General features: G+C 57.8%; 20 protein-coding genes. 9 read left to right on the top strand and 11 right to left on the bottom strand.

All coding sequences use genetic code 11. From position 1 onward, the window contains the following. Nucleotides 1-3 precede the first annotated feature (3 nt). Nucleotides 4-1,293: an aminopeptidase PepB gene (gene pepB, locus AS89_RS0114060; RefSeq protein WP_010133344.1), complete on the bottom strand. Its 1,290-nt coding sequence runs from the start codon at nt 1,291-1,293 to the stop codon at nt 4-6. A gap of 192 nt (nt 1,294-1,485) precedes the next feature. On the opposite strand from pepB, the gene AS89_RS0114055 reads away from it, so the two are divergent. Continuing rightward, nucleotides 1,486-2,931, top strand: a complete 1,446-nt coding sequence (locus AS89_RS0114055; RefSeq protein WP_010133343.1) for a hypothetical protein — start codon at nt 1,486-1,488, stop codon at nt 2,929-2,931. On the opposite strand, the gene AS89_RS0114050 is transcribed toward AS89_RS0114055, so the two are convergent. From AS89_RS0114050 to AS89_RS0114025, 6 genes are all read right to left on the bottom strand, one after another. Next, complete coding sequence (locus AS89_RS0114050; protein WP_010133342.1) at nt 2,928-4,340, bottom strand: rhomboid family intramembrane serine protease; 1,413 nt, start codon at nt 4,338-4,340, stop codon at nt 2,928-2,930. The genes AS89_RS0114055 and AS89_RS0114050 overlap by 4 nt on opposite strands. A gap of 183 nt (nt 4,341-4,523) precedes the next feature. Beyond that, a complete protein-coding gene (locus AS89_RS0114045) occupies nt 4,524-6,731 on the bottom strand; it encodes a mechanosensitive ion channel domain-containing protein (RefSeq protein WP_158217371.1) in 2,208 nt (735 codons plus the stop codon). A gap of 248 nt (nt 6,732-6,979) precedes the next feature. Then, a complete protein-coding gene (locus AS89_RS0114040) occupies nt 6,980-7,810 on the bottom strand; it encodes a DUF6515 family protein (protein WP_138976413.1) in 831 nt (276 codons plus the stop codon). Between the two features lie 261 nt (nt 7,811-8,071). Then, entirely contained in the window at nt 8,072-10,066 is a 1,995-nt protein-coding gene (locus AS89_RS17695) for a DUF4382 domain-containing protein (RefSeq protein ID WP_138976412.1), read from the bottom strand. A gap of 295 nt (nt 10,067-10,361) precedes the next feature. After that, nucleotides 10,362-11,687 (bottom strand): aspartate aminotransferase family protein, encoded by a 1,326-nt coding sequence (locus AS89_RS0114030; protein WP_010133337.1) that lies wholly within the window; start codon nt 11,685-11,687, stop codon nt 10,362-10,364. 209 nt (nt 11,688-11,896) lie between these two features. Further along, a complete protein-coding gene (locus tag AS89_RS0114025) occupies nt 11,897-13,342 on the bottom strand; it encodes an NAD-dependent succinate-semialdehyde dehydrogenase (RefSeq protein WP_010133336.1) in 1,446 nt (481 codons plus the stop codon). 176 nt (nt 13,343-13,518) lie between these two features. Here AS89_RS0114025 and AS89_RS0114020 point away from each other — a divergent pair, with 176 nt between their 5' ends. From AS89_RS0114020 to gloA2, 5 genes are all read left to right on the top strand, one after another. Then, complete coding sequence (locus tag AS89_RS0114020; protein WP_010133335.1) at nt 13,519-14,466, top strand: LysR family transcriptional regulator; 948 nt, start codon at nt 13,519-13,521, stop codon at nt 14,464-14,466. 78 nt (nt 14,467-14,544) lie between these two features. Then, complete coding sequence (locus AS89_RS0114015) at nt 14,545-15,360, top strand: class I SAM-dependent methyltransferase (protein ID WP_010133334.1); 816 nt, start codon at nt 14,545-14,547, stop codon at nt 15,358-15,360. Between the two features lies 1 nt (nt 15,361). Then, entirely contained in the window at nt 15,362-15,661 is a 300-nt protein-coding gene (locus tag AS89_RS17690; protein WP_010133333.1) for a hypothetical protein, read from the top strand. A 41-nt stretch (nt 15,662-15,702) separates the two neighbouring features. Next, nucleotides 15,703-16,200 (top strand): GNAT family N-acetyltransferase, encoded by a 498-nt coding sequence (locus AS89_RS0114005; RefSeq protein ID WP_010133331.1) that lies wholly within the window; start codon nt 15,703-15,705, stop codon nt 16,198-16,200. A gap of 6 nt (nt 16,201-16,206) precedes the next feature. Next, nucleotides 16,207-16,590 (top strand): SMU1112c/YaeR family gloxylase I-like metalloprotein, encoded by a 384-nt coding sequence (gene gloA2 / locus AS89_RS0114000; RefSeq protein ID WP_010133330.1) that lies wholly within the window; start codon nt 16,207-16,209, stop codon nt 16,588-16,590. A gap of 14 nt (nt 16,591-16,604) precedes the next feature. Here the strand turns inward: gloA2 and AS89_RS0113995 are convergent, their stop codons facing one another. From AS89_RS0113995 to AS89_RS18835, 3 genes are all read right to left on the bottom strand, one after another. Then, nucleotides 16,605-17,528 (bottom strand): glycosyltransferase family 2 protein, encoded by a 924-nt coding sequence (locus tag AS89_RS0113995; RefSeq protein ID WP_029250048.1) that lies wholly within the window; start codon nt 17,526-17,528, stop codon nt 16,605-16,607. 151 nt (nt 17,529-17,679) lie between these two features. Next, a complete protein-coding gene (locus AS89_RS0113990) occupies nt 17,680-19,239 on the bottom strand; it encodes a hypothetical protein (protein WP_193374575.1) in 1,560 nt (519 codons plus the stop codon). A gap of 4 nt (nt 19,240-19,243) precedes the next feature. After that, a complete protein-coding gene (locus AS89_RS18835; protein WP_162096926.1) occupies nt 19,244-19,579 on the bottom strand; it encodes a hypothetical protein in 336 nt (111 codons plus the stop codon). A gap of 82 nt (nt 19,580-19,661) precedes the next feature. On the opposite strand from AS89_RS18835, the gene AS89_RS0113985 reads away from it, so the two are divergent. From AS89_RS0113985 to AS89_RS0113980, 3 genes are all read left to right on the top strand, one after another. Further along, nucleotides 19,662-21,221: an alpha/beta fold hydrolase gene (locus AS89_RS0113985; RefSeq protein WP_010133327.1), complete on the top strand. Its 1,560-nt coding sequence runs from the start codon at nt 19,662-19,664 to the stop codon at nt 21,219-21,221. A 280-nt stretch (nt 21,222-21,501) separates the two neighbouring features. Beyond that, nucleotides 21,502-22,074 (top strand): hypothetical protein, encoded by a 573-nt coding sequence (locus AS89_RS18710; RefSeq protein ID WP_138976411.1) that lies wholly within the window; start codon nt 21,502-21,504, stop codon nt 22,072-22,074. A 276-nt stretch (nt 22,075-22,350) separates the two neighbouring features. After that, a complete protein-coding gene (locus AS89_RS0113980; RefSeq protein ID WP_010133326.1) occupies nt 22,351-25,146 on the top strand; it encodes a M1 family metallopeptidase in 2,796 nt (931 codons plus the stop codon). A 47-nt stretch (nt 25,147-25,193) separates the two neighbouring features. Here AS89_RS0113980 and AS89_RS18270 read toward each other — a convergent pair whose 3' ends face one another. Further along, a complete protein-coding gene (locus AS89_RS18270; protein ID WP_158217370.1) occupies nt 25,194-26,864 on the bottom strand; it encodes a tetratricopeptide repeat-containing sulfotransferase family protein in 1,671 nt (556 codons plus the stop codon). Between the last annotated feature and the right edge of the window lie 39 nt (nt 26,865-26,903).

The following is a 26,903-nucleotide window of genomic DNA, read 5'->3' as shown; positions in this document are numbered from 1 at the left end:
CTGTTAGTTATCCTGCAAGAAACGGGCAATGGTGCGGAAACCATGCCCCTTGGCACCCTGTGCCCACTGGTCATTCGGTGCGGGCAAATAAGAGCCGGATAGGTCCATATGCACCCAGCCGCGACCTTCATCGCGCACAAATTTTGCCAGGAAGGCCGCAGCGGTGGACGCACCGGGGGTGCCCTCGCGGCCGATATTGGCAATCTCCGCAAAGCCGGAAGGGATCTGCTCCAGGTGGAATTTTTCCAGCGGCAGGCGCCAGGCTTTTTCGTGTTCGGACTTGGCCGCACGCAACACCTTGTCCGCCATATCGTCTTCCAGGCTCAGCACCGAATTGTAGTCCCGTCCGACGGCCATTTTTGCCGCACCGGTCAGTGTGGCCGCATCGAGGATGTAGCGCGGGTTCTGTTCGCTCGCCTCTAAAAGACCATCCGCCAGCACCAGGCGCCCCTCCGCATCGGTATTCAGAATTTCTGCAGTTACGCCATTTTTGTAGCGGATAACATCACCCAGTTTGAACGCATGGCCAGAAATCAGGTTTTCCGCGCAGCATAGATACAGCTTCACACGCTTCTGCAAACCCCGTGCAATGGCCAATGCCAGACCTCCGGCCACCATCGCCGCACCGCCCATGTCAGACTTCATATGCGCCATACCGGCGGATGGCTTGATGCTGTAACCACCGGAGTCAAAGGTGATGCCCTTGCCCACCAGGCAAATATCCACATCGCTATCGTCGCTACCCGTGGGGTTGTAATCGAGCTGCAGCATGGCACCGCCGCGCACGCTGCCGCGGCCCACATTGTAAATTCCCATATAGCCTGCATCGCGCAGCGCATCGCCTTCCACAATGCGGAAGCTCACTGCATCGGGCGCAAGCTTTTGCAGCATCTCTGCGGCGCTCTCGGCGAGGGTGCGCGGGGAGACATCTTCCGGTGAGCCATTGGTAATTTCGCGCACCCACAAGGCCGCGGCCTTGCGCGCTTCGAGTTCCGCCAGTTCATCGCCCTTCGCATTACCCCAGTCCACGCTGCTGTCGCGGTTCGGGTTGTAGTAGCCGGCCCAGAAGGCCCAGCGGCTTTCCAGATCCCAGTTGTCGCCAAGCAGGCTAATGTCCGTAACACCCATGCCATCGAGACGGCGCGCCGCGCGCTGGGTGGCGACCAGCGGACCGCCCATGGCGTCGGTAGCGTGAATGCGCGCTTCTGTATCGGCGAAACTCAACAGGGCATTTTTGCCCCAGTGCTCCGCTGCCGCGGAGGATTCCAACCGTACTTGCATCGCTTTGCTCATCTGAACCTCATTTATTCAGTAATGTTCTGCGCAACTGCGCCAGAGTGAATTGTCACTCCGTACAATATTGGGTCAGTCTAGCAGCCTGCAAGGGGGGGTAGATTGCGCCGCCCGGGACAGAGCCGATACACTGGGGAGTGCGCGCGACCGACTGCGCAGTAACGAAGCACAATAACAACAAGGATGTAGACCATGGGCAATGCCTGCCACTACCACTCGAATGCCGATGCCATCTGGCAGTGCAGCGGCTGCAGTAAGGAATACTGCGGCGACTGTGTTCCCGGCTCTGTGGATAACTATTATCGATCCACCCCCAAATGCATTCTGTGTAATAACCGGCTGCAAAATGTGGGTGCGAGCAACAAGGCCAAACCGTTCTGGCAGATGGCCCCGTTCTATTTTCGCTATGCACTTAACGCGGGGCCGTTAACCGTCTCTGCGATCTGCGCGGTGGCCGCCCTGGCCATCACCGGGATGGGCATACTTTCTATCTTTATTTTGGTGGCGATGCTGGCTGTGGTCTTGCGCTACAACCTGCTGGTGATCGAAAAGCTGGCCAGTGGCGATTTGCAGGCGCCCACCTTTGGCGACGCCCAGGATGGGCGTAGTGCCGCGGTGTTTGCGCGGGTCATCGGTATGATTCTGGTCGCCGGTGGCGGCGGCGCATTGGTTGCGACCACCTTTGGGGTAGGCGCTGCGCAGGTATATTCCATTGTGCTGTCGTTACTGGGGCCGGCAGCCATGATTGTGCTGGCGCTGGAGCACAGCATGCGCGCGGCAGTGAACCCGCTCAAGCTGCTGCATTTCACCCTGATTATTGGCTGGCCCTACTGGCTGCTGTGGCTGTCCACCAGCGCGGTTTCCGCTGCCCCTACTTTTTTGCTACCGGTGGTCGAGGACAAGCTGCCGGTGTGGATGCTGTTGCCGTTACTGGCATTTGTCACCAGCTATTTCTCCATCGTTACCAGTGCCATGATGGGCTATATCTGCCTGACCAAGCAGCAAAAGCTGGGCGTTGCTTCACAGGTGGACGCCGAGGAATTTCTCGAAGAGCGCGAGTTCGAGCGCCGCAAAGCCCTGGCGGACTCCAGTATATTGCTGCGCGAAGGACGCCACGAAGAAGCACGCAAAACGCTGGTGGGCTGTTTGCGCCAGCAGCCCAACGATGTGGTCCTGAACGAGCGCTACTATCGTCTGCTGCTGGCTACCGACGACAAAAAAGCGCTGCGCGAGCTTGGCCCGCACCTACTGGAACGCTTTATCAGCATGAACCAGCCACACAAGGCCGCAGAGCTGTATATGGCTACCGCACAGTCCCACGACACACCGGCCATCGACAAGTCGCTGCTACGCCACCAGATTGCCGAGGCGCTGTATCGCCAGCGTCAGTTCAAGCCAGCGCTGGCACTGGTCAACAACCTGCACAAGGAAGACCCGCACTACACCCGGCTGGACAGCGCCTATCTGCTACTGGCAAAGATTTATATGGATGGATTTAACCGCACCGACAACAGCCGCAAGCTGCTGGCGTTTGTGCGCAGCAAATTTCCGAAAAGCGCAGTGCTCGGGGAGGTAGAGCAGCTGGAATCCATTCTCGCCGCGGAGCAGCAGAACAGGAATAGCGCCCAGCCCGCCTAAACTGCGCTGGGCTGCAAAGTGCGGGCAAAGTCCCGCGCCTGCCGCGCGCGCTCCTCATCGCCACTCCGACGGTAGTGGTCCACCACGCCGTTGGCCAGGCGCGCCATCAATGGGTGGCGCTGCTGCTTTTGCTGCAAGCGTTTCAGCAGCACCTCAACCAGAGCCCAGTGTTTTTCGCGCGCCGCCCGTTGCGCGAGGATCAGGCACACCCGCGGTGTCAGCGCGCGCGGCTCCTGCACTTTTTGCCGGTAGGTTTCGACTCCGGCAGCAATGTGCGCAAAGTCCTGTTGCGGCAACTTGGCGAGGGCAAACAGGGCGAGCCAGGCCCGGTGATGGGCCTCACTCTCCGGCGCAAGACCGGTCAGCTCGATGGACTTTTCAATCAGCGGCAGTGACTCCGGATGCTGTTTGAGCGCACTGCTGGCCGCCTGCCCCGCTTCCAGTAACTTGCCATGGTTCTGCAGGGATTCGATGCGCGCCAGGGCCAGCTGCTCCGGCGTGGGCGGAAGGTCCTCCTCCACATGGATGTCGCGACTGGGGCGCACCCGGATCAGCGCCATGGTGCACACGAAGCCGGCCACCAGGCCGCCAAAGTGCGCCCAGTAGGCAATGTTTTCACTACCGAAGAAGTAACCGAATACTTCTTTGCCCAACCACAATGGCAGCACCATCAGCGCCGGTGCCGAAAATTCGCCAAAGGCAAAGCCGAGGGTGTAGAAGAAGCGCAGTCGCCGGATCCCGTAGACGGCGACAAACATTCCCATTACCGCAGATACCGCGCCGGAGGCACCGATCATCGGCATCAGGCTACCCGCTTCCACCCCCATGTGCAGGCCTGCGGCGGCCAGCCCGCCGAGCAGGTACAGGCCGAGGAACCAGGCAGCCCCCAGGGCCAGCTCAACCGACAGGCCAAACAGCAACAGGAACACCATATTCCCCAGCAAATGGTCCCAGCCACCATGCAGGAACATATGCCCGAACAGGCCTTTCAGGGTGGGATCCGCCGGGGTCAGGCCGTAGGCAAAACTGGACAGGCTGTCGCGCAGCTGGGCGAACTCCTGGCGCTGGGCCAGCCACTGCTGGGTGTCCTCGCCCTCCTGCTCCAGTTGTGGAATCAGCCAGTCGTGGAACTCGCGGCTCCACAACAGCTGCTCGTACATGAAGTCTTCCCCGGCGCCCTGGGCGATGGTGCGCCACTCGGGCTTTTCGGTATCCACAAACTCATAGAAACGCGCTTCATCCTGCTCCGGCAGCGTACTGGAGAAGTAATATTCCTCGGCCGCCTGCCAGCGCGCCTCATCGCCGCTCTGGTACAACACATACACCAGCAGGTTCGCCAGGATCAGCGCAAAACACACCAGGGGTGGCCGGCGCCAGTCGGGTTTGTTCTGGATGGGGATAATCAGCAAGGTGGGTTCGCTACAGGTTTGGCGTTGATTGGAAAATGTTCAGGCTTTCCAGAATACAGGGGTGGCAAAATAAGACCAGCCCCCTTGCGGGCCTTTTCGGCAGCTTTTTACGGCCGTTGCGGCCAGTGCCAGCGAATTGCGACGAAATGCGGTGAGTTGCGGACGGCCAGGCTGACTCAGGCGTCAGGGGCCATCACCACCGTCGCCGCCATCCCCGCCTGCACCGTCATTTGAACCCCCATGCGAACCTTGGTCGGCGTCGCCGGACCAGTCCTCAGAACCGCTGGTGCCACGCCGCTCGATGGGCTTGGGTGTCTTATCATCTGATACCTGCGTCGCAGGCGGAGCAGTTTCACCCCAACTGCGCACATGCAGGTCGCGCTGGGGGAAGGGAATCTCGATACCGCGCTGGTTGAACTCGCGCAGCAGCTCGAGGTTATACAACGCATGTAGGTCGCCCAGCGACGACACCGCATTGCTGTTCACCCACACCACCAGCTTGAAGTCGAGGGAGCTGTCACCGAAGGAAGTCAGCCACAATTCCGTTTTGCGTTGCCAGTTGGAAAAGGTCACCGGTACCCGCTCCGCCGCCGCCATGGCCGCCTCGCGCACTTCTTCCGGGTCGGTGCCGTAGGCCACGCCGAACAGCACGTGAATACGCCGCACCGGATCTTCCAGGGTGTGGTTGGTGACGCGCCCGGTTACAAACTCGGAATTGGGCACCAGGATATCCACGTTGTCGCGCGTGGTAATACGCGTGGAGCGCACATTGATATCGCGAATTCGCCCGAACACCCCAGACTCCAGCTCCACCAGGTCGCCGACCCGCAGGGGCTGCTCAAACAGCAGAATAATCCCGGAGATAAAGTTGGAAAAAATGGCCTGCATGCCAAAGCCAATACCCACCGACAGGGCACCGGCGATCAGGGTCAGTTTTGAGGTATCCAGCCCCACCATAGTCAGCAGGATGATGATGGTGATGAGCACAATGCAGTAATTCAACACCCGCCACAGCGCGTAAGCGGCCTGCTCGCTGGTGCGCTTCTTGCTCAGCATGCGCCGCAACACCAGGCTCAATAGCCGCGAGGTGGCCCAGGCGCCGATAATCACCAAAATCATCTGCGCGATGTCTTTGAGGGTGATGGGCTGCTGGCTGATGGCGAAGAGCTCGTAGTTCGCCAGATTGCGCCAGCCACTACGCAATTGCTGCAGCTGCAGCACAAGCCGGTCGCCGAGTGTGCGCCACCAGCCCTGCTGTCGCTGATACACAAACAACTGCGCCGTCTCGTAGCGCTTCACGTCATCGATCAGGTCGCCGGCATGCCCGAGGGCGCTGTTGATTGTCTCGAAGCGCTGCCACCAGCGCTGCATTGCCTTCGGGTCTTCGCCGATCCAGGCCACCACCTGCCGCTGACGCATATTGAGCTGACGCACCAGGTCCGCTTGGGCTTTCTCCGCATTCTCCACCAGCGTTTTACTGATGGTGAGCTTCTCCGCCTCGCCATTGGGATCGAGCACGCTGTTCATTGCCAGCAGCAGCTCCTGCTTGCGCAGTTGCAGGCGATTTTCCAGTGTTTCCACACTGTAATTCATCAAGCTGATCTGTTGCTCGAGCGTGACCTCACTGTCGGCGCTCTCAAAAACCATATGACGGGAATCACTGCGTTCGCGCGCCAGCTCCTCCAGGCTGGATTTTTCTTTGGTGCGCGCCGAGGCCAGCTGGTCGGCAACTTCTTGGCTGAATCGCAATTCCTTGAGCATCCGCTCCAGCTGGGCACGGCCGTAGGTCAGCTCTTCATCCCACAGGGCGAGCTGATCCCTCAGCAACTGCTGCTCTTCCAGCACCTGCAGATGATTGATCTGGCCAAAAAACACATCCAGCGTCGCACTCAAATATTTTGGATCGTTGCGATTAATATCGCGCAGTAACGCTACCTTTTCCCGCAGGCGGGAGAGTGAATGGGCAACGCCATCGTCCATCTGGCTTTTTTCTAATTGCACGCCCTGGTAACGCTGCTGCCCGCGCGCCACGGCCGCGTCGGATTCGGCCCACTGCAAGACCGTGGGCGACTCCGGAAAGGTCACTTCCGGCAGGATCTTGACCGACTTTAAGTTCTCACTTTTTTGCCAGGTTTTGCGGATACCCTCGAGACGCTTGTCAATTTGCAGGACCCGTTCATCCAGCGCCGCCTCTTCCGGCAAGGTCTTTTTCCAGTCCAGCCAGGCCTTTTCGATCTCGACCAACCACTCCGCCTGTTGCTCCTGGGAAACATCCGGCCACTCTGTCCACCAATCGGCGGACAGCGCAGAGAAATCGGGGATAACCGGGGAAAATTCTTTGGGTTTGACGGAGGAGAGTTGTGCGCTGGCCAGCGTAGAAAACGTCAGCACAAATACACAGGTACAAAAGAGCAAAAACTGCCGCCAGCAATCTGGCCGCAGCATCGGGAAGCCCTTTGGGCGGGCGTTACTGGCTAACATGCCGAAACCATCCCTGTACCACACTTCCCAAACACCCGTCCCTGTACCGACCTCGGCTACTGCTCAGCCATTAGCTAATGCACGCATCCCGTGAGCAGGGTGCATCTGTTTCAGTGTAGATGAGCACTGCCGGGGGAATTCTTGCGTCAGCGCCCTGCTCAGCGGCGCCGGTCGTAACGCTGGATACAGTTGCGATAGACCCGCTGATAAATTCGCATGCGCTGGCGATCCAGGGTACTACCACGCTGTGCAGCAGCAGAGGCATCCTGGCGACACCGGGACTCAGCGATGACCCGATTGTCGTAGCGTTCGCCGCTGGCGTCATAGGGGGGGCGAATGTTGGCGTAAGGGCGCGGCTCGCGACGGCGCGGGTCACGGTAACCCTCTGCCTCAAACAGGGTCATGCCCTCGTCATCGACACCGTCCGGGTCCAGCGCATCCGGCGGATAGGCCTGGGGAATACCCGAGCGATCGCGCAGGGTACCGAGGTCCTTATCGGGATAGCCGTACAGGCGCTCTTCGTACTTGCCGGCAAAGTCACCGTTGTAATAGCGCCGCCAGGCATACGGCGGCTGGGTTACCACATAGCGGTCACGACGGGGGTCGAAGCGATAAAAGGTACCGGTGCCACTCAAGAAAAACTGGCGCCCTTCGATCTCGAAGCCGCGACTACCGTAGGGCACAAACTTGAGCTCGGCCCCCAGCGGCGGTTCCACCCGCAGGAAGCCATCGTCTTCACGGCGATAGAAGTAACCGCCCTGGTAGTAATAGATATTGCCACTCAAGGTAAGCTGGACGGCGTCGGAGGAGAGTTGTCGTTGGCGATTGGGGTCGCGCCGGTAGTCTTCTGAGGATTCGCCGCTCGTCGTATCGGGCGGCGGCAGGGTGGTTTGCGCGCCCGCCCCGGAGGACAGGCTGGCCGCGCACGCCATGGCACAAATTACCGCACAGGAGCGCAGCCGATTTACTGGTGGGGGAAGCAACTTCACACAACTACCTCGCGCTTTGCATGGCCTTGACCATGCCATCCACACACAGCAACGCACGGTCTCCCGCCGCCGTAAAAGGCAAGACAACGAGAGGCCGCGCGCGCATAGTAGCCGGAGGCGCCGCTCTGCAAGAGACCGGCGGTGGCGGCAGGGCGCTCAAACTTTTCAGCTTCGCGCTTTCTGCCGTTCGGCCGACTACTTATTCAGTGTAGTTTCGCCTGAGGCAACCCCCAAAGGGTGGTTCAAAAAAGAGTGCCTCCACTACTGCACCGGCTCTGCTGCGCGCAGCACCACACTCAGAGCCACGGCACCGAAGCGGTTCTCGGCGTCATCGTAGTGGCCGCGGGCATGCAGCCGCCTGACCATGGCACCGGCCATTAACCGACTATCGAGTTCGCTGGCAAAGCTGGCAAAGTCGGAGAAGAACACCAGGTCGCCGGCGTCACTGCCGCGCTGGGCGATGGTGTAAATGCCGCGCCCGAAGAACATTGAATCCGCAGGCTCAATGGCAGGCAGCCCGTCCAGCGCCAGCAGGTCGGTGCGGTGCGAACCGCGCAGGATGTGGTGTTTGGCACCAAAGGCGCCGTCAGCGGACAGGGTCAGCCCGGTCGCTGACAGACTCGCAATCGCACTCTCCACTCCTGCCCCTCCTAACTCTCCCGCTTCTGCTGCTCCTTCATCTCCATGTGCCCAACCCACCAGCAGGCGCGCGCGGGCATCGCTGAAGTCGGTGAGCGAGAGGGCGTTGAAGTCCGCGGGCGCACTACCAAAGGGGGCCACATAGCCGCGCAGCTGCAGCGGAGCATCCATGCCAAACGCGCCCAACCCCAGACCGGCAATATTCACCTCGTATGCCGCGGGGTCCGCATCCTGTTCCGCCGTTACACCGGTGCCGGCAAAATCAAACATGGCAACTTCGCGACCACCGAAGGTCAGCGCCGCTGCTTCCAGAGTGCTGTCGCTCTGCGCAGCGGCAGTTGCCGACAGGCGTGTCAGCAACAGGTGGGCAAGACCTTCCCGCGCGTCGAATACTTCGCTCTCGGCATCCCAACTACCCAGCACGCGAATACGCTGGCCAACGGATATATCCTGCAGGCCCAGCATCTCATGCTGGTAACGGGGCTTGCTCACCTTGGTCAATTCGCCGAGCTGCACCTCCACCGTCTGGTTGAACTGGACCTCGCCGTCCACACGTACCAGGTTCGCACCGCGCAAGGTCAGGCGGTCGCCAGCGCGCGCAATCACATGTCCGTGCAAAGCGTCCAGGTCGGCACCGGGCACACTGGAGCCCACCAGTACCGAGTGTGCGGTAAATTCTCGTGACTCGCGGTTGAAGACACCCATCGCCAGCGTCACGGTGCCGGCTTCGAATTCCGCCAGCGCGGCCAAGCCGGTAGCACCGACATAGGTCTCACCGTCGATTTCCCAGGACGTTTCACTGTCGGTGATGATATCAATTCCACCCAGGCGCCCCTGCTTGTGCTGGAACGGGCGCAGCGCAATACGGTAATCGCCTTCGCTCTCGTCCACCTCGATCAGCGGGCCGCGCATGCGGAAGTCCTTTTGCGCGTCTGCATTCACCTCTGCAACCAGCACGGGATACAGCTCGGCGACAGGTGCCGCTCCTTCCAGATTCACCGTATGTGATGCCGCGAGGTCAAAGTCGGCGGTCAGCATGGCCGGTACACCCGGCGCGATTACCAGCTGGTTGCGGTTATCGATGGTGAGCGCCAGGGTAACCTCTCCTACTGCCTCGCCGGATTCATCCACCACCGTGGCGGCATGGGCTTCGCCATCCTTTTCGATGTAAATGTTTGCGTCCGTGTAATTGAGCGTGATTTCCCCGCGCACATAGGTACCCACGGGTACCGTTGCCGCGGTGACCAGCTCGGTAACATCCACATACTGGGCGAAGTCCACGATGTTGCTGGTAGGCAATACATCCACACGCGCGCCGTTTGCCCGCTCCAATGACAGTGACACCACTTCCACCTGGTACTGCAAGAAGTCGCCGTCGGCATCGGTGATACCGATCAACACCGTGCCACAAGAGTCTGAGTTACTGCCGCTATCGGAGGTTTCGCAACTGCTACCGCTCGGCGGGATCGGGTTAACCGGGTCCGCAATGACTTCGGTGGTATCGCTGCCGCCACCGCAGCCGGCCAGCAGAGCGCTCAATAACACCGCACTGAGCCAGCGCGCCGGGTGCGGTTTAACCTGCCGGTACAGGCGCATTGAATTAGGTATTGTCCACATCCTTGGTTCCTCGTTATTTGTTTTGCTAGCAGCCCCGAGAAACAACTCGGATGCTGCGCATGGAAAATCAGGTAACTGACCAGGTCGCCTGTATAAAACGGGGAGCGGGGACAAAGGTTGACAGGAAATCGAAAGAAATTTTATGCAGCTCGAGACGGCACAAAATGGCACATAGGAAATGACGGCCTGAAAAGAGCGGACACAAAAAAGGCGCGAACCCGGAGGTTCACGCCTTCTCGCCGCGCCCTCCCGGTAGCGATGACTACCTAAACGAGCGCGATAAGCCGGTAAGAAATCAGGCCAGGGTGATGATGACCTCACGCAGCTTGCCGACGATCTCATCAATTTCATGGGCCTCGATAATCAGCGGCGGCGACATGCACAGCGCGTCACCAATACCGCGCGCCATCACACCCGCTTCCCAGGCCAACGCAGAAGCCTTGGCACCAAACTTACCTTTTAAATGCTCCGGCGCACGCAACTCAATCGCGCCGACCAAACCATAGTTACGCACGTCGATCACGTTATCCAAGTCCGCTAGGCTGTGCAGGGCATTTTCCCAGTGCTTGCCTATATCGCCAGCAGCGCGGGTCAGCAGACCTTCGCGCTCGTAAATATCCAGCGTCGCCATACCGGCAGCACAGGCTACCGGGTGGGCGGAGTAGGTATAGCCGTGGAAGAATTCCACCATGCCTTCGGCTGCCGCATCCATCACGGTGCTATAAATCTTGTCACTGACAAACACCGCACCCAGTGGTACCGCCGCATTGGTAATACCCTTGGCGGAAGTAATCATGTCCGGGGTGACACCAAACTCCTGCGAAGCGAACGGCGAACCGGTACGACCCCAACCGGAAATTACTTCATCAAAGATCAGCAGCAGATCGTGCTTGTCACAGATTTCACGCAGGCGCTGCAGGTAACCCTTCGGTGGCAGCACCACACCACCGGCACCAGAGAACGGCTCTACAATCACCGCCGCAATCTGATCCGCACCGTGGAACGCCACCAGCCGCTCCAGATCTTCCGCCAGCTCCACACCGTGCTCCGGCAGGCCTTTGCTGAACGCATTGCGCTCGATATCCAGCGTGTGACGCATATGGTTCGCCTTCACCGGCTGGCCAAAGCTCTGGTAGTTCGGCGCGATACCGCCCACAGAAATACCACCGAAGTTCACCCCGTGATAACCCTTCTCACGGCCGATAAACATCGTGCGCGAGCCCTTGCCGCGAGCGCGCTGGTACTGCAATGCAATCTTCAGCGCAGACTCCACCGCCTCAGAACCGGAGTTACCAAAGAACACCCGGTTAAGGCCTTCCGGCGTGTGCTTGATCAAACGTTCGGAGTATTCAAAGCCCAGCTCGTGGCCAAAGTTGAAAATGGAGCTGTAATCCAGCTTCATCGCCTGCTGCTGAATCGCCTGCGCAATTTCGCTGCGACAGTGGCCGGCGTTGGAACACCAGAGGCCCGCGGTCGCATCGATAATTTTGCGGCCAGATTTCTCAAACAGGTAAATGCCTTCCGCGCGCTCGACAATACGCGGCGCTGCCTTGTAGCTGCGGTTGGGGGTAAACGGCATCCAAAATGCGTCTGTGTTTAAACCGTTATTCGATTCGGACATGATGTTCTCCGATAAAATTTTGTGCGTTTTCTAGCGCAATAAAAAGGTAACAAATAACTTCAATGCGAAGGCAAAGGGCCGGGTATCTGTTTTCAGAAGCGTCGCAAACAGGATGTTTGCGCCGCAGCGCCCAGGGATGGGTTCACAGCGGTTCTGAAAACAGATACCCGGCGCTTTGCCGCCACAAAATCTATTTACTGCCGAGCCACTCAGGCTCCGTAACAGCAATATTTGGTTTCATAGAATTCGGCCATGCCTTCAACGCCGCCTTCGCGACCGATACCGGATTCTTTGCATCCACCGAACGGCGCCACCGTAGTGGAGAACACACCTGCGTTGCAGGCCACCATGCCATACTCCAGCGCCTCCACCACACGGTTCGCGCGGTGGATATTTTCACTCATCACATACGCTGCCAGACCGTAAGGTGTATCGTTTGCACGACGAATCACATCGTCTTCATCACGGAACTTCTGCACCACCGCCAGCGGCCCAAAAATCTCTTCCCGCGCAACGCGCATCTCATCGTGTACATCCACCAGCAAAGTCGGCGCATAGTAATTTTCACCGTGCGGCAGGAAATCACCGCCCAGCAACAGGCGCGCACCATTGGCGACCGCCTCCTCCACGAGACCATGTACCTGATCCACCGCACGGCGGTAAATCAGCGGACCGAAATTAGTACCCTCTTCCAGGCCATGCCCCGGCTGTAAGGTTTCCATCTGCGCCTGCAGCTTCGCAACAAACTCATCGTGTACCGACTCGTGCACATAAATGCGGTTAGTCGACACACAGGTCTGGCCCGCATTGCGCATCTTGGTGGCCATGCACGCAGTCACCGCCACATCGATATCCGCATCGTCGAACACGATAAACGGAGCATTGCCGCCGAGCTCCATGGACATCTTCTTCACCGTGCTCGCGCACTGCTCCATCAGCAACTTGCCCACCGGCGTCGAACCGGTAAACGTGAACTTGGCCACGCGTGCATCCTGGGTCAGCACCTTGCCGACGCCGCGGGAATCTTTACTCGCCACCACATTCAGGGCGCCCGCCGGAATACCGGCTTCCTCGGCCAGCGCACACAGCGCCAGGGCCGACAGCGGCGTCTCGCTCGCCGGCTTGATGACCACGGTACAGCCCGCCGCCAGCGCCGGGGCCGCCTTGCGGGTAATCATCGCGTTGGGGAAGTTCCACGGCGTAATACAGGTCACCACACCCACCGGCTGGCGGATAGTGTGCAGGCGCATAGCCGGGTTGTGGGTCGGGATCGTCTGGCCGTACGCTCGGCGACACTCTTCCGCGTACCACTCGATGTAGGAGGCGCCGTAGTCGATCTCACCCAGGGCCTCTGCCAGCGGCTTGCCCTGCTCCAGGGTCAGCATGCGCGCCAGGTCTTCACGATTTTCCACAATCAGCTGATACCAGCGCTTCAGTACCGCCGCGCGCTCAGCTGCGGTTTTGCTGCGCCATTCAGGGAACACGCGGTGCGCCGCGGCGACCGCACGCTCGGCATCGGCAACGCTGCCATTGGCGATTTCCGCCAGCAGCACGCCGTTGGCCGGGTCAGTGACCGCCAACTTAGTGTCCCCCTCGCACCACTGACCATCGATATAATTCTTGGTCCGCAGTAACTGGCTATTGTTCAAGTTCATCGAATACTCCCTGATCCCTTTATTTATCAGTATTGGAGCAATAGTGGCGGGGAAGTCTGGTGGCGAAAAGTAAGAGTTTTAAAACTAAAATTTATGTTTTTCTAACTTTAGATTAGGCTGTGTCAGATATACGGTGCCTGCAAGCACCTCAGCCGGGCAAATTGAGGCCAAAATTCATGAAAAGCAGCCAAAAATCCGCAAAAACAGCACTCTCCGGCCGACTTAGTGACATGGATCTGCGCCTGCTGCGGGTATTCCGTGAGGTCGTACAGGCCGGCGGCCTGGCACCCGCCGAGGTGACCCTCAATGTCAGCCGCTCCACCATCAGTGTGCACCTGTCAGATCTCGAGACCCGGTTGGGTATGCAGTTGTGCCTGCGCTCTCGCGGTCGCGCCGACTTCAAACTCACCCCGGAGGGGGAATCCCTGTACCAGGCAATTCTGGAGCTTGATGGTCACCTGGCCACCTTCAAAAGCCAGGTCAATGCCATCCAGTCGCAACTGACCGGCAAACTGAGGCTGGTACTACCGGACGACGTCCTCTCCATGCCGCAGCTGGACCTGCCGGGCACCATTGCGCAACTGCGCGCACGCGCCCCGCAACTGCAGCTGGATATCCAGCTGGCCGCGCCCCACGCGCTGGAGCTGGAAATTCTCGCCGGGCGTGCCGATGTCGGCATCAACCCGCTGCACTCGCGCCGTCCCGGCCTGAGCTACCAGCCGCTGTTCAGCCATCAGTCATTACTGTATTGCGCCGCCAACCACCCCTGCGCCGAGCAGGCGGCTCTGGATATCGATGAAGAACTGATCACCCAACAGGAACTCGCCGCCCCGGACCATGCTGTTCTGTCTGGCGCCGCGCATTTGTATCGACTGTTTCCGCACAAAAGCATCGCCAACCATATGGCCGCGCGTTTGGCGATGATTCTGTCCGGAAAATTTATCGGCTTTTTACCCGCCTACTTGGCGGATGAATATGTTAGAAATGGATCCCTGAGTGCGCTGCGCCCGGAGCGCTTTTGCTACCAGATCCAGAATGCCATTACCTGCAAAAGCAGTGCACTGGAGCAACCTGCGGTGCAGCTGTTTATCGAATCGCTACAGATGCCGGCGAGCGAAGCTTAACGAGCCAGCACAGGGATAAACTCAGAAAAATAACATGCCTAAAAACGCGAAAATGCAGAAATAACTCGGGATGTAACCATGGCTTCCGATATCAAAGATAAGTCCGAAAACACCACAAAAAAATATACCGAACAAACCCTGAAGTCCTGGAATGAGGCAGCCGCTATTCACCACCAGCGCAACCCAGATCTGGCCGAGCGCGTTGCCGAACCAGGTTTCAACGCACTGGAAGCGGATTTCAACCGCCTGGTGGATGCACAGGAACTTACCGGCGCTTCGGTGGTGCAGGTGTGCTGCAATAACGGCAAAGACCTGCTGTCGATCAAAAACAAGGGGGCGGGTTATTGCCTGGGCATCGACGGCTCCAGTAAGTTCATCGAGCAGGCGAATAGCCTTGTTAAGAGCGGCGACTTCTCGGATGTGGCATTCGAAACCCACAACGTGTACGAGATTCCGCAGCACCACTATGGGCGTTTCGACTTCGCTGTCATCACCATCGGCGTACTGAACTGGATGCCCGACCTACAGGGTTTTATCCAAACCTGCAGCAGGCTACTAAAACCCGGTGGCCGCCTGCTGATGGAAGAAATACACCCGGTACTGAATATGTACGCCGAGGGCACGCCGTCACATATCGCCTACTCCTATTTCGACCGCGAGGCACAAGTGAGCGACGACGGTCTGGATTATTTCACCGGCGAAAAGTACGCATCCGAACCCCATTACAATTTCCAGCATACCCTGGGGGATATCTTCACCGCAGCTATCGCCAGCAATCTGGTGCTGGAAACCTTTGAAGAGATTGCCGAAGACGTGGGCAACTGTTGTGGCGACCTCGCCGAAATCCCACATAACCCACCCCTTGCATTTACCGCCAGCTGGAGGAAAACCTGAGATGCAACAGGAAAAATTCATCGAGGAAGTCGCGCGCCGCTTGCGCCAGTTGTTTACCAATTCGAAACTCGGCATGCAGATTCCCGTCGTCGAGCGCCACCGCCTGGAAGGCTTTATGCAGGCCGGCATCTTTTTTGGCCTGAACAGCAAGACCGAGCTGGCCCAATTGATGGAGGAGATTCACATCGAGGTATTCGGCAAGACCATCGCCGAACGCAAGGCACACGCGCCACACGCCTGGGTATTTGAAGAGATCGACTACCGCCCCTACGAAACGCCAACCTATGTGCGCAATCAGTAATACTGCGACCGCCAACGCGCGATCAAACTTCGGAGCAAACCGTGAGCGTAACCACCTACTACCTGGAAATGACCGACCCGGGCCAACTGAATAGCAAGCCATGCCCGGACGGGCTTTCAATTGTGGAGGCGGAAGAAAAGGAATTCCGCTTTAACCGCTACCTCTACCAGCTGGTGGGAGAACCCTGGGAGTGGACGGATAAACTCAAGCAATCGGACGCGCAATGGCAGGACTACGCAGAGCGTGACGCGCTGCGCACCTGGGCGGCCTACTACCGCGGCACCATTGCCGGCTACTTCGAGCTGGAGAAACAGGCGGACGATAGGGTACAGATCGCCTATTTCGGCCTGGCCCAGCGCTTTATCGGCCGCGGCTTTGGCGGGCACCTGCTGAGCCGGGCACTGGAGGAAGCGTGGAGCTGGGGTCCCTGCAAACGCGTGTGGGTGCACACCTGCACCCTCGACCACGAGGGTGCGCTGGCCAACTATCAGGCGCGCGGCATGCAGATTTACCGCACCGAAAGCGAGGACGAAAACTGAAGAACTATGCTGAAGTCCATTCATCACGCCGCGATTATTTGCTCCGATTACCCGCGCGCGAAAGATTTTTACGTAAATATACTCGGGCTTGAAATCCGCGCGGAGAATTACCGCGCGGTACGGGATTCTTGGAAGCTGGATTTGCAATTGCCGGATGGCGGCCAGGTGGAGCTGTTTTCTTTTCCGGATGCACCGCAGCGGCCCAGTTATCCGGAGGCGCAGGGATTACGTCACCTGGCGTTTTGTGTGGATTCGGTGGAGGCTACCAAGGCGCAGCTGGAGGCCCGCGGCGTGGAAGTGGAACCGGTGCGCGTGGACGAGTACACCGGCAGGCACTTCACCTTTTTCAGTGATCCCGACGGGCTGCCGCTCGAGCTGTATGAGGGCTAGCGCTGCGCAATGCGCTATTTAACACTTTCAATGACATACACCGGGCGCCGTTTGGATTCCATATAAATGCGCCCCACGTACTCGCCCACCACACCGATACCTACCAGCTGGATGCCGCCGAGAAACAACACCACCACAATGGTGGATGCGTAACCCGGGGTGTCCACACCAAACACCAGTGTGCGCAGGATAATCCAGGCCCCGTAGAGAAAGGATACGGATGAGACCAAACCGCCAATGTAGGTCCACACCCGCAGCGGCACGGTACTGAAACTGGTAATCCCCTCCCACGCCAAATTCCACAGCCTCCAACCACTGAAACTGCTCTCCCCGGCAACCCGCTCCAGGCGCTCGTAATCCACATAAGTGGTGGGGAACCCGCACCAGGCAAACAAACCCTTCATAAAGCGTTGGGATTCCGGCAGGTTGTTGAGCACGGTCACCACCCGGCGTGACATCAGGCGGTAATCACCGACGTTTTCCGGTATCTGTACCTTGGATAGACGCTTCAGCAGGCGGTAGAACATGCCGGCGGTCCAGCGCTTGGCCAGCGAATCGGATTTACGCGAAGTACGGCGCGCGAGCACCACATCAAAACCCTGCTGGTACTGCGCGAGCATTTTTGGAATCAGTTCCGGCGGGTCCTGCAGGTCGGCATCAATTGGAATCACCACATCGCCAGCAGCGACGCTCAAACCTGCGGAAAGGGCGCGCTCCTTGCCGAAATTGCGGGTCAGGTTGACCACCCGCAGCGCCTTAACTTCCTGCTGTTTCGCATACAGCGCTTCCAGCGTGTCGTCGGTGCTGCCGTCATTGACGCAAATCAGCTCATAGGGATGTTCCAGCTGATCCATGTGCCGGGTAATTTCTTTGAAGTAGTGATCAAGGCCCGCACTTTCGTTGTACATCGGGCACACAATCGATATCAGAAGGCTCAAGACTCCCTCCAGCCGATTCAGGATTTATTATTATCTTCCCACCAGTAAATGGCAGGCCTCTGAAACCAAAAACTGGGTCCGATAGTAGCGGCTAATGCTTGCCGCTTCTATCGGATACCCAGTAAAGAAGTCGAAAGATGTCGTTATCGGATCAGGGGCTAGCCTTGTTGCTGCCGCCTGCGGCCATCGCATTTTTGTTTTTCGCCGATGTATTGCCGTGGTTATGGTTTTGATGGTGGTGATGACTATGGCCCTGCGCACTGGCATGGGCGGTCGAGCGGCCCGCTTTCGGCTTCATCTCGGCCAGCATCATCTTCATCTGGTTGTATTCGTGCTCATTGGTAAGCTCCAGCATCAGCGGCTGCGCAACCTGGGTGAAGTACGCCGCGTCTTTGCGATCGTACAGCTCCTGAGCCATCCACTGGGCGATATGCAGTTCGCGCGGGGCACGCAGGTAAGCCTGCTCAAGCATTTCCACATACTGCTTTTTCGGGTAACCCAGCATCTGCATGGTGATCGCCAGACCGTACCAGTTCATCGCCTGGCCAGACTGGTTGTTAACCAGCTTTACGAACTTGTCGCGGGCACCTTTCAGGTTTTCCTTGCTGCGTTCGTTCCCCACGCTGCCGATCTCGCGGTTCAGCCACAACCAGGCCTGGGCTTTCTGGTACCAGAACTCATCCCGGTCGGAAGGGGCAACCTGCGCCAGCAAACGCGCTGCGCGGTCAAAGTCACCTTCACGGGTTGCCGCATCTGCGCGCACCGCGGTCAATTCCGGAGAATAAACATCGGCGCTCTGTGCGTAGGCCGCCAGATCGCGGATACCCTGCTGGTTGTAGCCAGACTTCACCAGGAAGCGCGCCAGCTCAACAACCGTCTCCTGACCGCTCATTGCGCGCAACTTGGGACGCTCGGACTTGAAGCTCGCCGGCACCTTGCCGCGGGCCAACTGGAAGCGGCCTTCCAGGAATTGTGCGTTGTACGCTTCTTCGATCTCGGCGATGGACATACCCAGGTTTTTGCTCAGCGCACGTACCGGGTCGGCACCGTTGTTGTAGTCCTTAACGAACTGCTTGAATTCCTCGGCCTTGCCACTCTTCATGATGATCCAGTGGGCCAGCATCCAACCACTGGCGTACACACGGCCCTTTTCCTCATCCGGCGTGTTGTGCACGGTCGCGCGCAACAGTTCCTGCAGCGGTACCGGGCTGGTGTACAGCAGGGTCATGGCTCGCTCACCGGGGATGGCACCGATATCGTAGGTGTTGCCCGGGCCAAAGGTCATGGTGGACATGAACTCGGCGAAACCTTCACTGTACCAGTACGGATAGTGGGTCGTGGTGCCGTTATAGCTCAGGAAGTGGGTGTACTCGTGGAACAGGAATTCACGCGCTTCCAACTGACGCTCACCGGTACGACCGTCGAGGTTCACCAGCGCGTAGCTGCCCTCTGCGGTGGTATCAAACAGACCATTGGTCAGCTCGGAAAGGTCATCACCTACCAGACCGGCATAGCTCTCGCGGTCAGCGGCAGCATAAATGGTCAGCTTGGCACCATCATCTTTGGCACCCAGCAGGCTCAAAGCCACCGCGCGATAACGTTCCAAATCCTCGGCCAGGCGACGCACAGAGCTGGGCTCGCCGTTGGTCACGATGTGAAAGTTAGCGCTGTCAATTTCGTACCAAGTGTCTTCCGCGAGACTTTCTGCCATGACATCACTGGTCGACAGCCAAGCGCCGGAAAAAACAACTAAATACGCGAGCATTCGTGAAAACATATTCTGACCATCCGGGTGTTTCGCCAATGGTGCAGCTGTCCGTTTTTTGAACAGCGCTGCGTGAAAAGCCACAATAACCGTTTTCACTGGTTAAAAAAAGAACAATCTTAAACGAGAACCCATAATTCATCTTTGGCATAAGGGCGGTCACGAACGAAATAAACCAACCAGTCACAAAATGACCGAAAAGTTCTGGGTTTAGCCGTGCGCCACTGACTGATGATTGGTTCACAGTCACAAAACTTGCCCTCTCCACATTTTCTGCGGGCTCCATAGACTTCTTGGATCCGCCCCGGTCCCGCACCAGGGACGGAGCGATGAAGCAGTAAAACGATAATAAATACCGAGAGAAAGCCATGAAGACATTTGCCCTGCCGGCGCTGCTGGCCGGTGCCCTGTGCGCCGGATTTACCGCAACCAGCCAGGCCGCTCCTACCTTTATTCCGGACGTCGATATCACCACCTTCGACGGCACCGAACTGGATGCCAACCTCTATATTCCGGAAACGCCGGCGCCGGCCGGCGGCTACCCCACGGTGCTATTCACCAACAGCTGGATGCTGGATAAGAACCAGTACCTCTCGCAGGCCAAGGCGCTCGCCGAAAATGGCTATCTGGTGATGAGCTATTCCACCCGCGGCTTTGGTGTCTCCGGGGGGCTGGTCGACGTGGCTGGGGATAACTCCATCAACGACGCCAGCGTGCTGATCGACTGGCTGCAGGCCAATTACCCGGTGGGCAAGCTTGGCATGGCCGGTATTTCCTACGGCGCCGGTATTTCTCTGGTCACCGCCGCCCAGGACCCGCGGGTAACCGCGGTTGCCGCGCTGTCGGGCTGGTCGGATGTGATCGAGGGCCTGTACCCGAACAACACCGTAAACCTGGTGTGGGGCACCATCCTCACCACCACCGCGCTCAATCTGGACCCGCAAGTGGACACCATCTGGGCCAACCTGCGCGCCACCGAAGACATTGCCGGCGTCGAAGCCTTCGCCGCACCGCGCTCCGCCCTCTCCTATGTCCCGGGGCTCAACAGCAATGGCACCGCGGTACTGATGTCGAACAACTTCGCCGATTACCTGTTCAAACCCAACAGCATGACCCAGCTGTATACCCTGCTCGACGGCCCCAAAAAACTGCTGTTGAACCCCGGCACCCACGCGGTGACCGAGACCCTTGGCGGTAACGACGGGCATATCTGGGCCACCACCTTCCGTTGGTTCGACCGCTATCTGAAAGAGGAAGCCAACGGCATCGACAACGAGCCCAAGGTCGACATGACCGTGCGCATCAGCAACAAGCTGGAGCAGTTCGACGACTTTCCGGTAACTGACAAATCCACCCGCTACTACCTGCACCCGCGTCTCAGTTACTTCAACAACGCCAGTATGAAAACCAGCAGCTACTCCGGCTGGGGCTGGAGCAACGACTTCCACGGCGGCGCCGACACCAAGGCGGGCACCGGCATTCCGGTGGTTTCCGATGCGCTGGAAGGCTTTGGTATTCCGGTCTACACCGACATGACAGGGATCAACGGTTACCACGCCATCGAATACAACTCACCGGTGCACTGGAGCACCTTCAAGATCCGCGGCACCCCGAAACTTGAAATGTGGATAAAACCGAGCAAGCCGGAGGTGCAGCTGCACGTCCACCTCTACGATACCGGCCCACTCGGCCTCGGCCGCCTGATTACCCATGCGCCGATCACCGTGCGCAACGCGGCGGTCGGTCAGAGCCAGAAGATCTCCCTGGACCTGTTCACTACCTCCTACGATGTTCCCCCGGGGCATGTGGTTACCCTGGCCATCGACACCCAGGGGCTGATTTATCAAAAGCCTGCGGATACCTGGTACGAAATCACGGTGCCGTATCGCCGCAGCCAGCAGTCAATGCTGACGATTCCGCACCTGTAATGCCGAAAATGGAAAAATTCAGAAGTCCTATATAAAGGTCAGGTGCCGGGTATTGGTTTTCAGAGATATTTTTTAACCCAATATCTGGTACCTGAATGCTATTTAGGTCACAACGCCCTCCCGCTAGCTGACACCAAAATCAGTACCCCTCCCCTGTAGAGCAAAGCGCGCGACCCGCTACAATAGGGCCTGCTACAATAGGGAAAAATTATTCCTTGATTCCCACTCCAAAAACGAAATCTCAGTTATTGAACAATCACGAGTTATGGAGAACATTCACATGCGCACCAGGATAGTGCTCTTGTTTTTGCTTATAACCGTCCCATTTAAAGTTCTGTCAGGAGAACTCATAAACCCTAAAAATATGGACGAGCTACAGACAGAAATTTCGAAAAGCCCAAATAATAATCGAAGTTTCTATATAGAGTTTCCATACCTATTTTCTACCGACCAAGTAGAGGAACTAGTCTCCACTTATAATCTTTTCCCACTAGACCTAAGTGGCACATATGATGTAAAAGGTGAGACACGATACTTCGCAATCCATGATTTCACCCAAGTAGATGGCAATTTAAAATTAGGGATAAAGAAAGCGTTTGGGCGACACAATAAAAGAGCATCAAACAGAAAAAATTCAGGAAAAATAAAAAAATATGAACTTTCCGACGGCACGGAATCAGTAAATAACTCAGGCTCGGTGAATATCAGATGGGTTAGGATTAAGGCTCTGGGAACATACAGGTCAATAAATCAAATTGTAGGTTCACCAAATTCATTGAGAATTACTTTTACAACTAAAAATATTGGTCCTCAATTTGACGAATATCTAGAAACCCTAAAATCTAGCAGATAGGCTATGGATCCACGTTATGAAATTACCATGTCGTATCGTAGGGTGCGGTAGTCATTACAGGCAATTCCCTACCCGTCATTACGCAAATGGAAGCGGTTAAAATTTACACAAAACCGTAAGTGCAGGTTAGCTTACTAGAACTCCTTGTTTGACTGGCACCAAAATCAGTGCATCGCCCCTGTAAAGCAAAGCGCGCGACCCGCTACAATAGAGCCCACTACAATAGGGAAAACCTTTCCTCTATTTTCCAATCCAAAAAACACGCAAAGATTTCCAATGCAAAAATTTGCCTTACCCGCCCTGTTGGCCGGGCTGATCCTGCTTACTGCATGCGGATCCGACAAAAAGAACACCGAAGACACTCCATCAATGGAGCCTGCAGCCAAGAGTGAACAAGGCGCTGCGCCCGAGGCATCAGAAGAGTCCATCAGCCAGCCCCAGGCCAGCACAAATCCACGCGAGCAAGCGCCTGCGGGCAGGCTTCCGGACGACGTGCGCCCGAGTGCCTACCGCCTGGACCTCACGCTCGATCCGCGCCAGGACACGTTCCATGGCCAGGTGGAAATCGACATCGATCTGGATAACCCCACCGACCATATCTGGATCCATGGCAACAATATTGACGTTGCCGATATAGGCGCCATCGTTCACGCCGAAGAGGACATCGCACTACCCAACGCGGAAAGCAGGAAAGTGGTGCCGGCACAGTACCAACAGGTTCTCGATAGCGGAGTCGTGCGTGTCGACTTCAGTAGAGAAGTCCCCGCCGGCAAGATCACCCTGCGTATCCAATACAGCGCCCCCTTCGACAAAAACCTCGCGGGCCTGTTCAAGGTGGAAGAAAAAGGCGATGCTTACGCCCTGGCAAAATCGGAGTCCATCCAGGCGCGCCGCTTCCTGCCCGGCTTTGACGAACCCGGGCTCAAGGCGACCTATGACATCAGCCTGACCATCCCCGAGGGTTATGTCGCCATCAGCAATGAACCGGAAACGGGGCGCAGCGATGCCGGCGATGGCATGCAAAAAATCACCTTCGCCCAGTCACCGCCCATGCCTACCTACCTGCTCTCACTGGCGGTAGGTCCGTTTGACGTGGTGGAGCGCCCGGCTATCCCCGCCAACCAATACCGCAAAGAACCGCTGCCGCTGCGCGGTTTCGCGCGCAAAGGGCGCGGCAAGGACCTGCAATACGTGCTGGATATTACGCCGCAAATGCTGCGCGTATTTGAAGAGCAGATCCGCCGCCCGTATCCGTTCCGCAAACTCGACATCATCGCCGCACCACAGTGGCCGAGTGGCGCCACCGAGCTTTCCGCGGCAATTACCTACCGGGAACAGCGCATTCTGGTCGAGGGCGACGAGCCGGCACCGGGACAACGCCTGGCTCTGTTGGGAATTCACGCCCATGAAATTGCCCACATGTGGTTCGGCAACCTGGTTACTCCACCCTGGTGGGACGACCTGTGGCTGAAAGAGGGCTTCGCTACCTGGGGTACGCCACTGGCGCTGACGATTATGGAACCGGACGGTGGCCACGACCTGAACGCCGCGGCACGCGCGATCAGCGCCATGCAACTGGATTCACTCGCCAGCACCCGCGCCATCCGCGAACCGATTACCGATAACAACAATATCCGCAACGCCTACGATGCGATTACGTATTTGAAGAGCCTCGGCGTTATCCACATGGTGGACGAGTACTTCGGTGCGGATACGTTCCGCCCGGCACTGGGACGCTATGTAGAGAAATTTGCCGATGGGGTTGCCGACTCACCGGACTTTTACAGAGTCATCGGCGATGAAACCGGCAGCCCGCAACTGACCGAAACCTTCCGTACTTTTGTCGAACAGAAAGGCGTGCCGCTGCTCTCACTCACCGTCGACTGCAATACCGAAGGCAACGCCCAGGTACATATCACCCAGGAGCGCTACAAGCCGCTCGGCTCGCCCATCGCCGATACCGGTGTGCAGTGGAGCATTCCGTTCTGTATGCGCGGCAGTACTGGCGTCGCACAGTGCGAGTTCCTCACCGAGAGTAAACAGACGCTGGCGCTCTCCGGCGGCGTCTGCCCCAAGTGGGTTATGCCGAATGCCAATGGCAGTGGCTACTACCGCTTCAATATGGATGAGCCCCAATGGCAAGCCCTGCTCGCAGCCTTTGACGCCCTCAATACCACCGAGCGCCTGGCTCTGGTCGATAGCGCTTTTGCCGCATTCGAGGCAGGCCAGCTGCAACCGGCAGCACTGCTGGAAACTGTGCGTCTGTCTGCCACCTCCGATGTACGCCAGGTGGTGGAAGCTCCGCTGGTATACCTCAGTAAATACAGCGATCATTATGTGGATCGTGAAAACGCCGGTAACTGGCATGCATTCCTGATGAAACTGTACGGCAAGAAAGTACAGGAACTGGCGGGCAACGACGATCCGGAAAGCAAGCTGTTGCACAGCCGCCTGCTCGGTTTCCTGGCGCTGGAGGCAAACGACAAACAGGCCCGCGCACAGCTGCGGGAAAGCGCCGAACAGTTCACCGGCTTTGGTGTGCCGCGGGATTCCAAGGCATTGGACTCAGACCTGTATGAAAGTGCCCTGACGGTCGCGGTACAGGATTCGGGCAAGGACTTCCTCGACCACCTGATTAGCGTGCGCAAAGAACTGGATGATCCACTGTTCGAAAATGCCAGTGCCAATGCCATCGGCCGGGTGACCGACCCATCACAACTGGACACCATCCACGCGCTCGCCCTGAGCGACGAGCTGGGCCCGCGCGAAAGCTTCGGCCTGATACTGAATTCCATGGCCAGTTCCGAGCTGCAAACCCGCAACTGGCAGTGGCTGCAGGAAAACTTTCCGGCGGTGGTAGAAAAGATCCCCGGGCAATGGCGACGCAACACCCCGCGTTTTTCGGCGAGCTTCTGCGATCCGCAGTCACTGCAGGAAGTTCAGCTGTTATTTGCCGACAACAAACAGCTCATTCCCGGCTTCCAGCGCGCCCTGGCGCAGACGGAAGAGCGGATCTCACTGTGTATTGCCCAAAAAGAGAAAGGCACCGAACTGATCGGTGCCCTGAAGTAAATATCCGATTGAAAAATGGCAGCCTCGGCTGCCATTTTTTATGTCCGTCATTTATCTACAGCAATGTCCGCCTGCACAAGGATATCTCGCATTGGTTGTAACTGCGCCGCGTAGTTACGCCATTTGTTGAGGGACGTCTGATAGACCGGCTGATGCACCTGCGCCGCACTCGCCGTCGCAGTGCCTTTGCCCGCCTTGTAGTAGCGGGTCGCAACAGCGTCATCCCAAGGCAGATCACAGCGACGATACAGCGCCTGCCCGGCACTCGGCAGGTCGCTCACCAGGCTTTCGTAATGCACATCGATAATCCGCTCTGGCAGGGTATCCCGCCAGTGCTGCATCAGCTGATGATAGCCGCCGTAGTACTGCGCCATCTCCGACTGACTGTAGGAAAACGGATACGCCGTCTTGAACAGCGTCTTGTACACCGCATAGCAGGTATCCATAGGGTTGCGACACAGATGAATAATCTTGGCACCGGGCAGCGCGCGGGCAATCCAGCCCAGATAGAGAAAATTCATCGGGTTCTTGTCGATAATCCGGCGGCCGCCCGCGAGCTGCGCACGCGCGCGCAGCTGCTGCACATATGCACGGCCCAGGAAATGCATATCAAGACTTTCCCCCGCCTGCAAAATTATATTGCGCGCACTGTCGCCGTCGGCACCCTGCACATTGGCGGCCTCTTGCAGCAATAAGCGCGCAAAGGTATCCGGCTCACCAGCCGAAACCACTTCTCCGGATGCACATAGTACGCGGTCGAGCAACGTGGACCCGGTACGCGGCATGCCAAGAACAAAAATAATTTCTTTGCCGAAATCTGACGGTACATCAGCGCCCGCCAAAAAATCCGGGGTAAAGCGCGCGGCGATGTCCGACATAATCGACAGGTCATCAGTGACCGCATAATCAATCGATTTTCTTCTTACCTCACAGCCTCGCTGCAGTGCCGTGAAGCTCTCCGCATGCTGACCCAGATCCTCAAATTCTTTGGCAAGGGCAAACTGCAATTGCACTCTGGCCACATCTGGCAAATCGCACAGGGCAAGCTGTTGTTGCAATTCCGCAACATGGTTGCGCTGCAGATTTTGCTTACGGAGGTCGGAGCGGTTCTTATACGCCTCCCAGTCTTGCGGGTTCAATGACAGGACGCGATCGTAGAGTTCTTCCGCGCGCGCCAGGTTACCCATAGCACGGTTTGCCGCCGCACAATTAAACAAAAACAGTGGATCGTCGGGCTGCCCGGCCAGCGCACACTCAAATACCCGCAGCGCAGCATCGTGGGACTCACACAGGGTCAACAGATAGCCGAGTTGGGACAGCAGGGCTGCGTCCAGGGCTTCTACGGGCTCCAGGTCGCTAGTGGTGAGCACCGCGAGTGCTCCCGCCAGGTCGCCTTCCCGCACAAAGCTGATGGCTTTATGCAGCAGGATCGGGCGACGGCGATCAACCTGATCCGCAAATGCCTGCAGCGCACTATCCAGCTGGCCGCGCGCAGCCGCAAATTGATTAAGGCCGATTAATATGTCTGCATACAGGCGGCGGCCACTGGCAAACGCGGGAGAATGGCGGACCACTTCTTCAGCGGCATCCTGCGCGGCACGCAGGTTCCCGGAGCGAAAGTACTGGCGAGCGCGAATATACGCTTGCTTGGCCTCAGTGTTGGGTTCAACCACGGTCTGCATAGTATCCACGGCCTGAATAGTATTGAGTTTTTTCACCTTATCGCTTGAGTGTACCGGTTTTTGTGGCATAAAAAA

Source organism: Microbulbifer agarilyticus S89 (assembly GCF_000220505.1).
GTDB classification, from domain to species: domain Bacteria; phylum Pseudomonadota; class Gammaproteobacteria; order Pseudomonadales; family Cellvibrionaceae; genus Microbulbifer; species Microbulbifer agarilyticus_B.
Note: the sequence above shows the minus strand (reverse complement) of the source record. Positions and strands in the feature narration are given on the sequence as shown.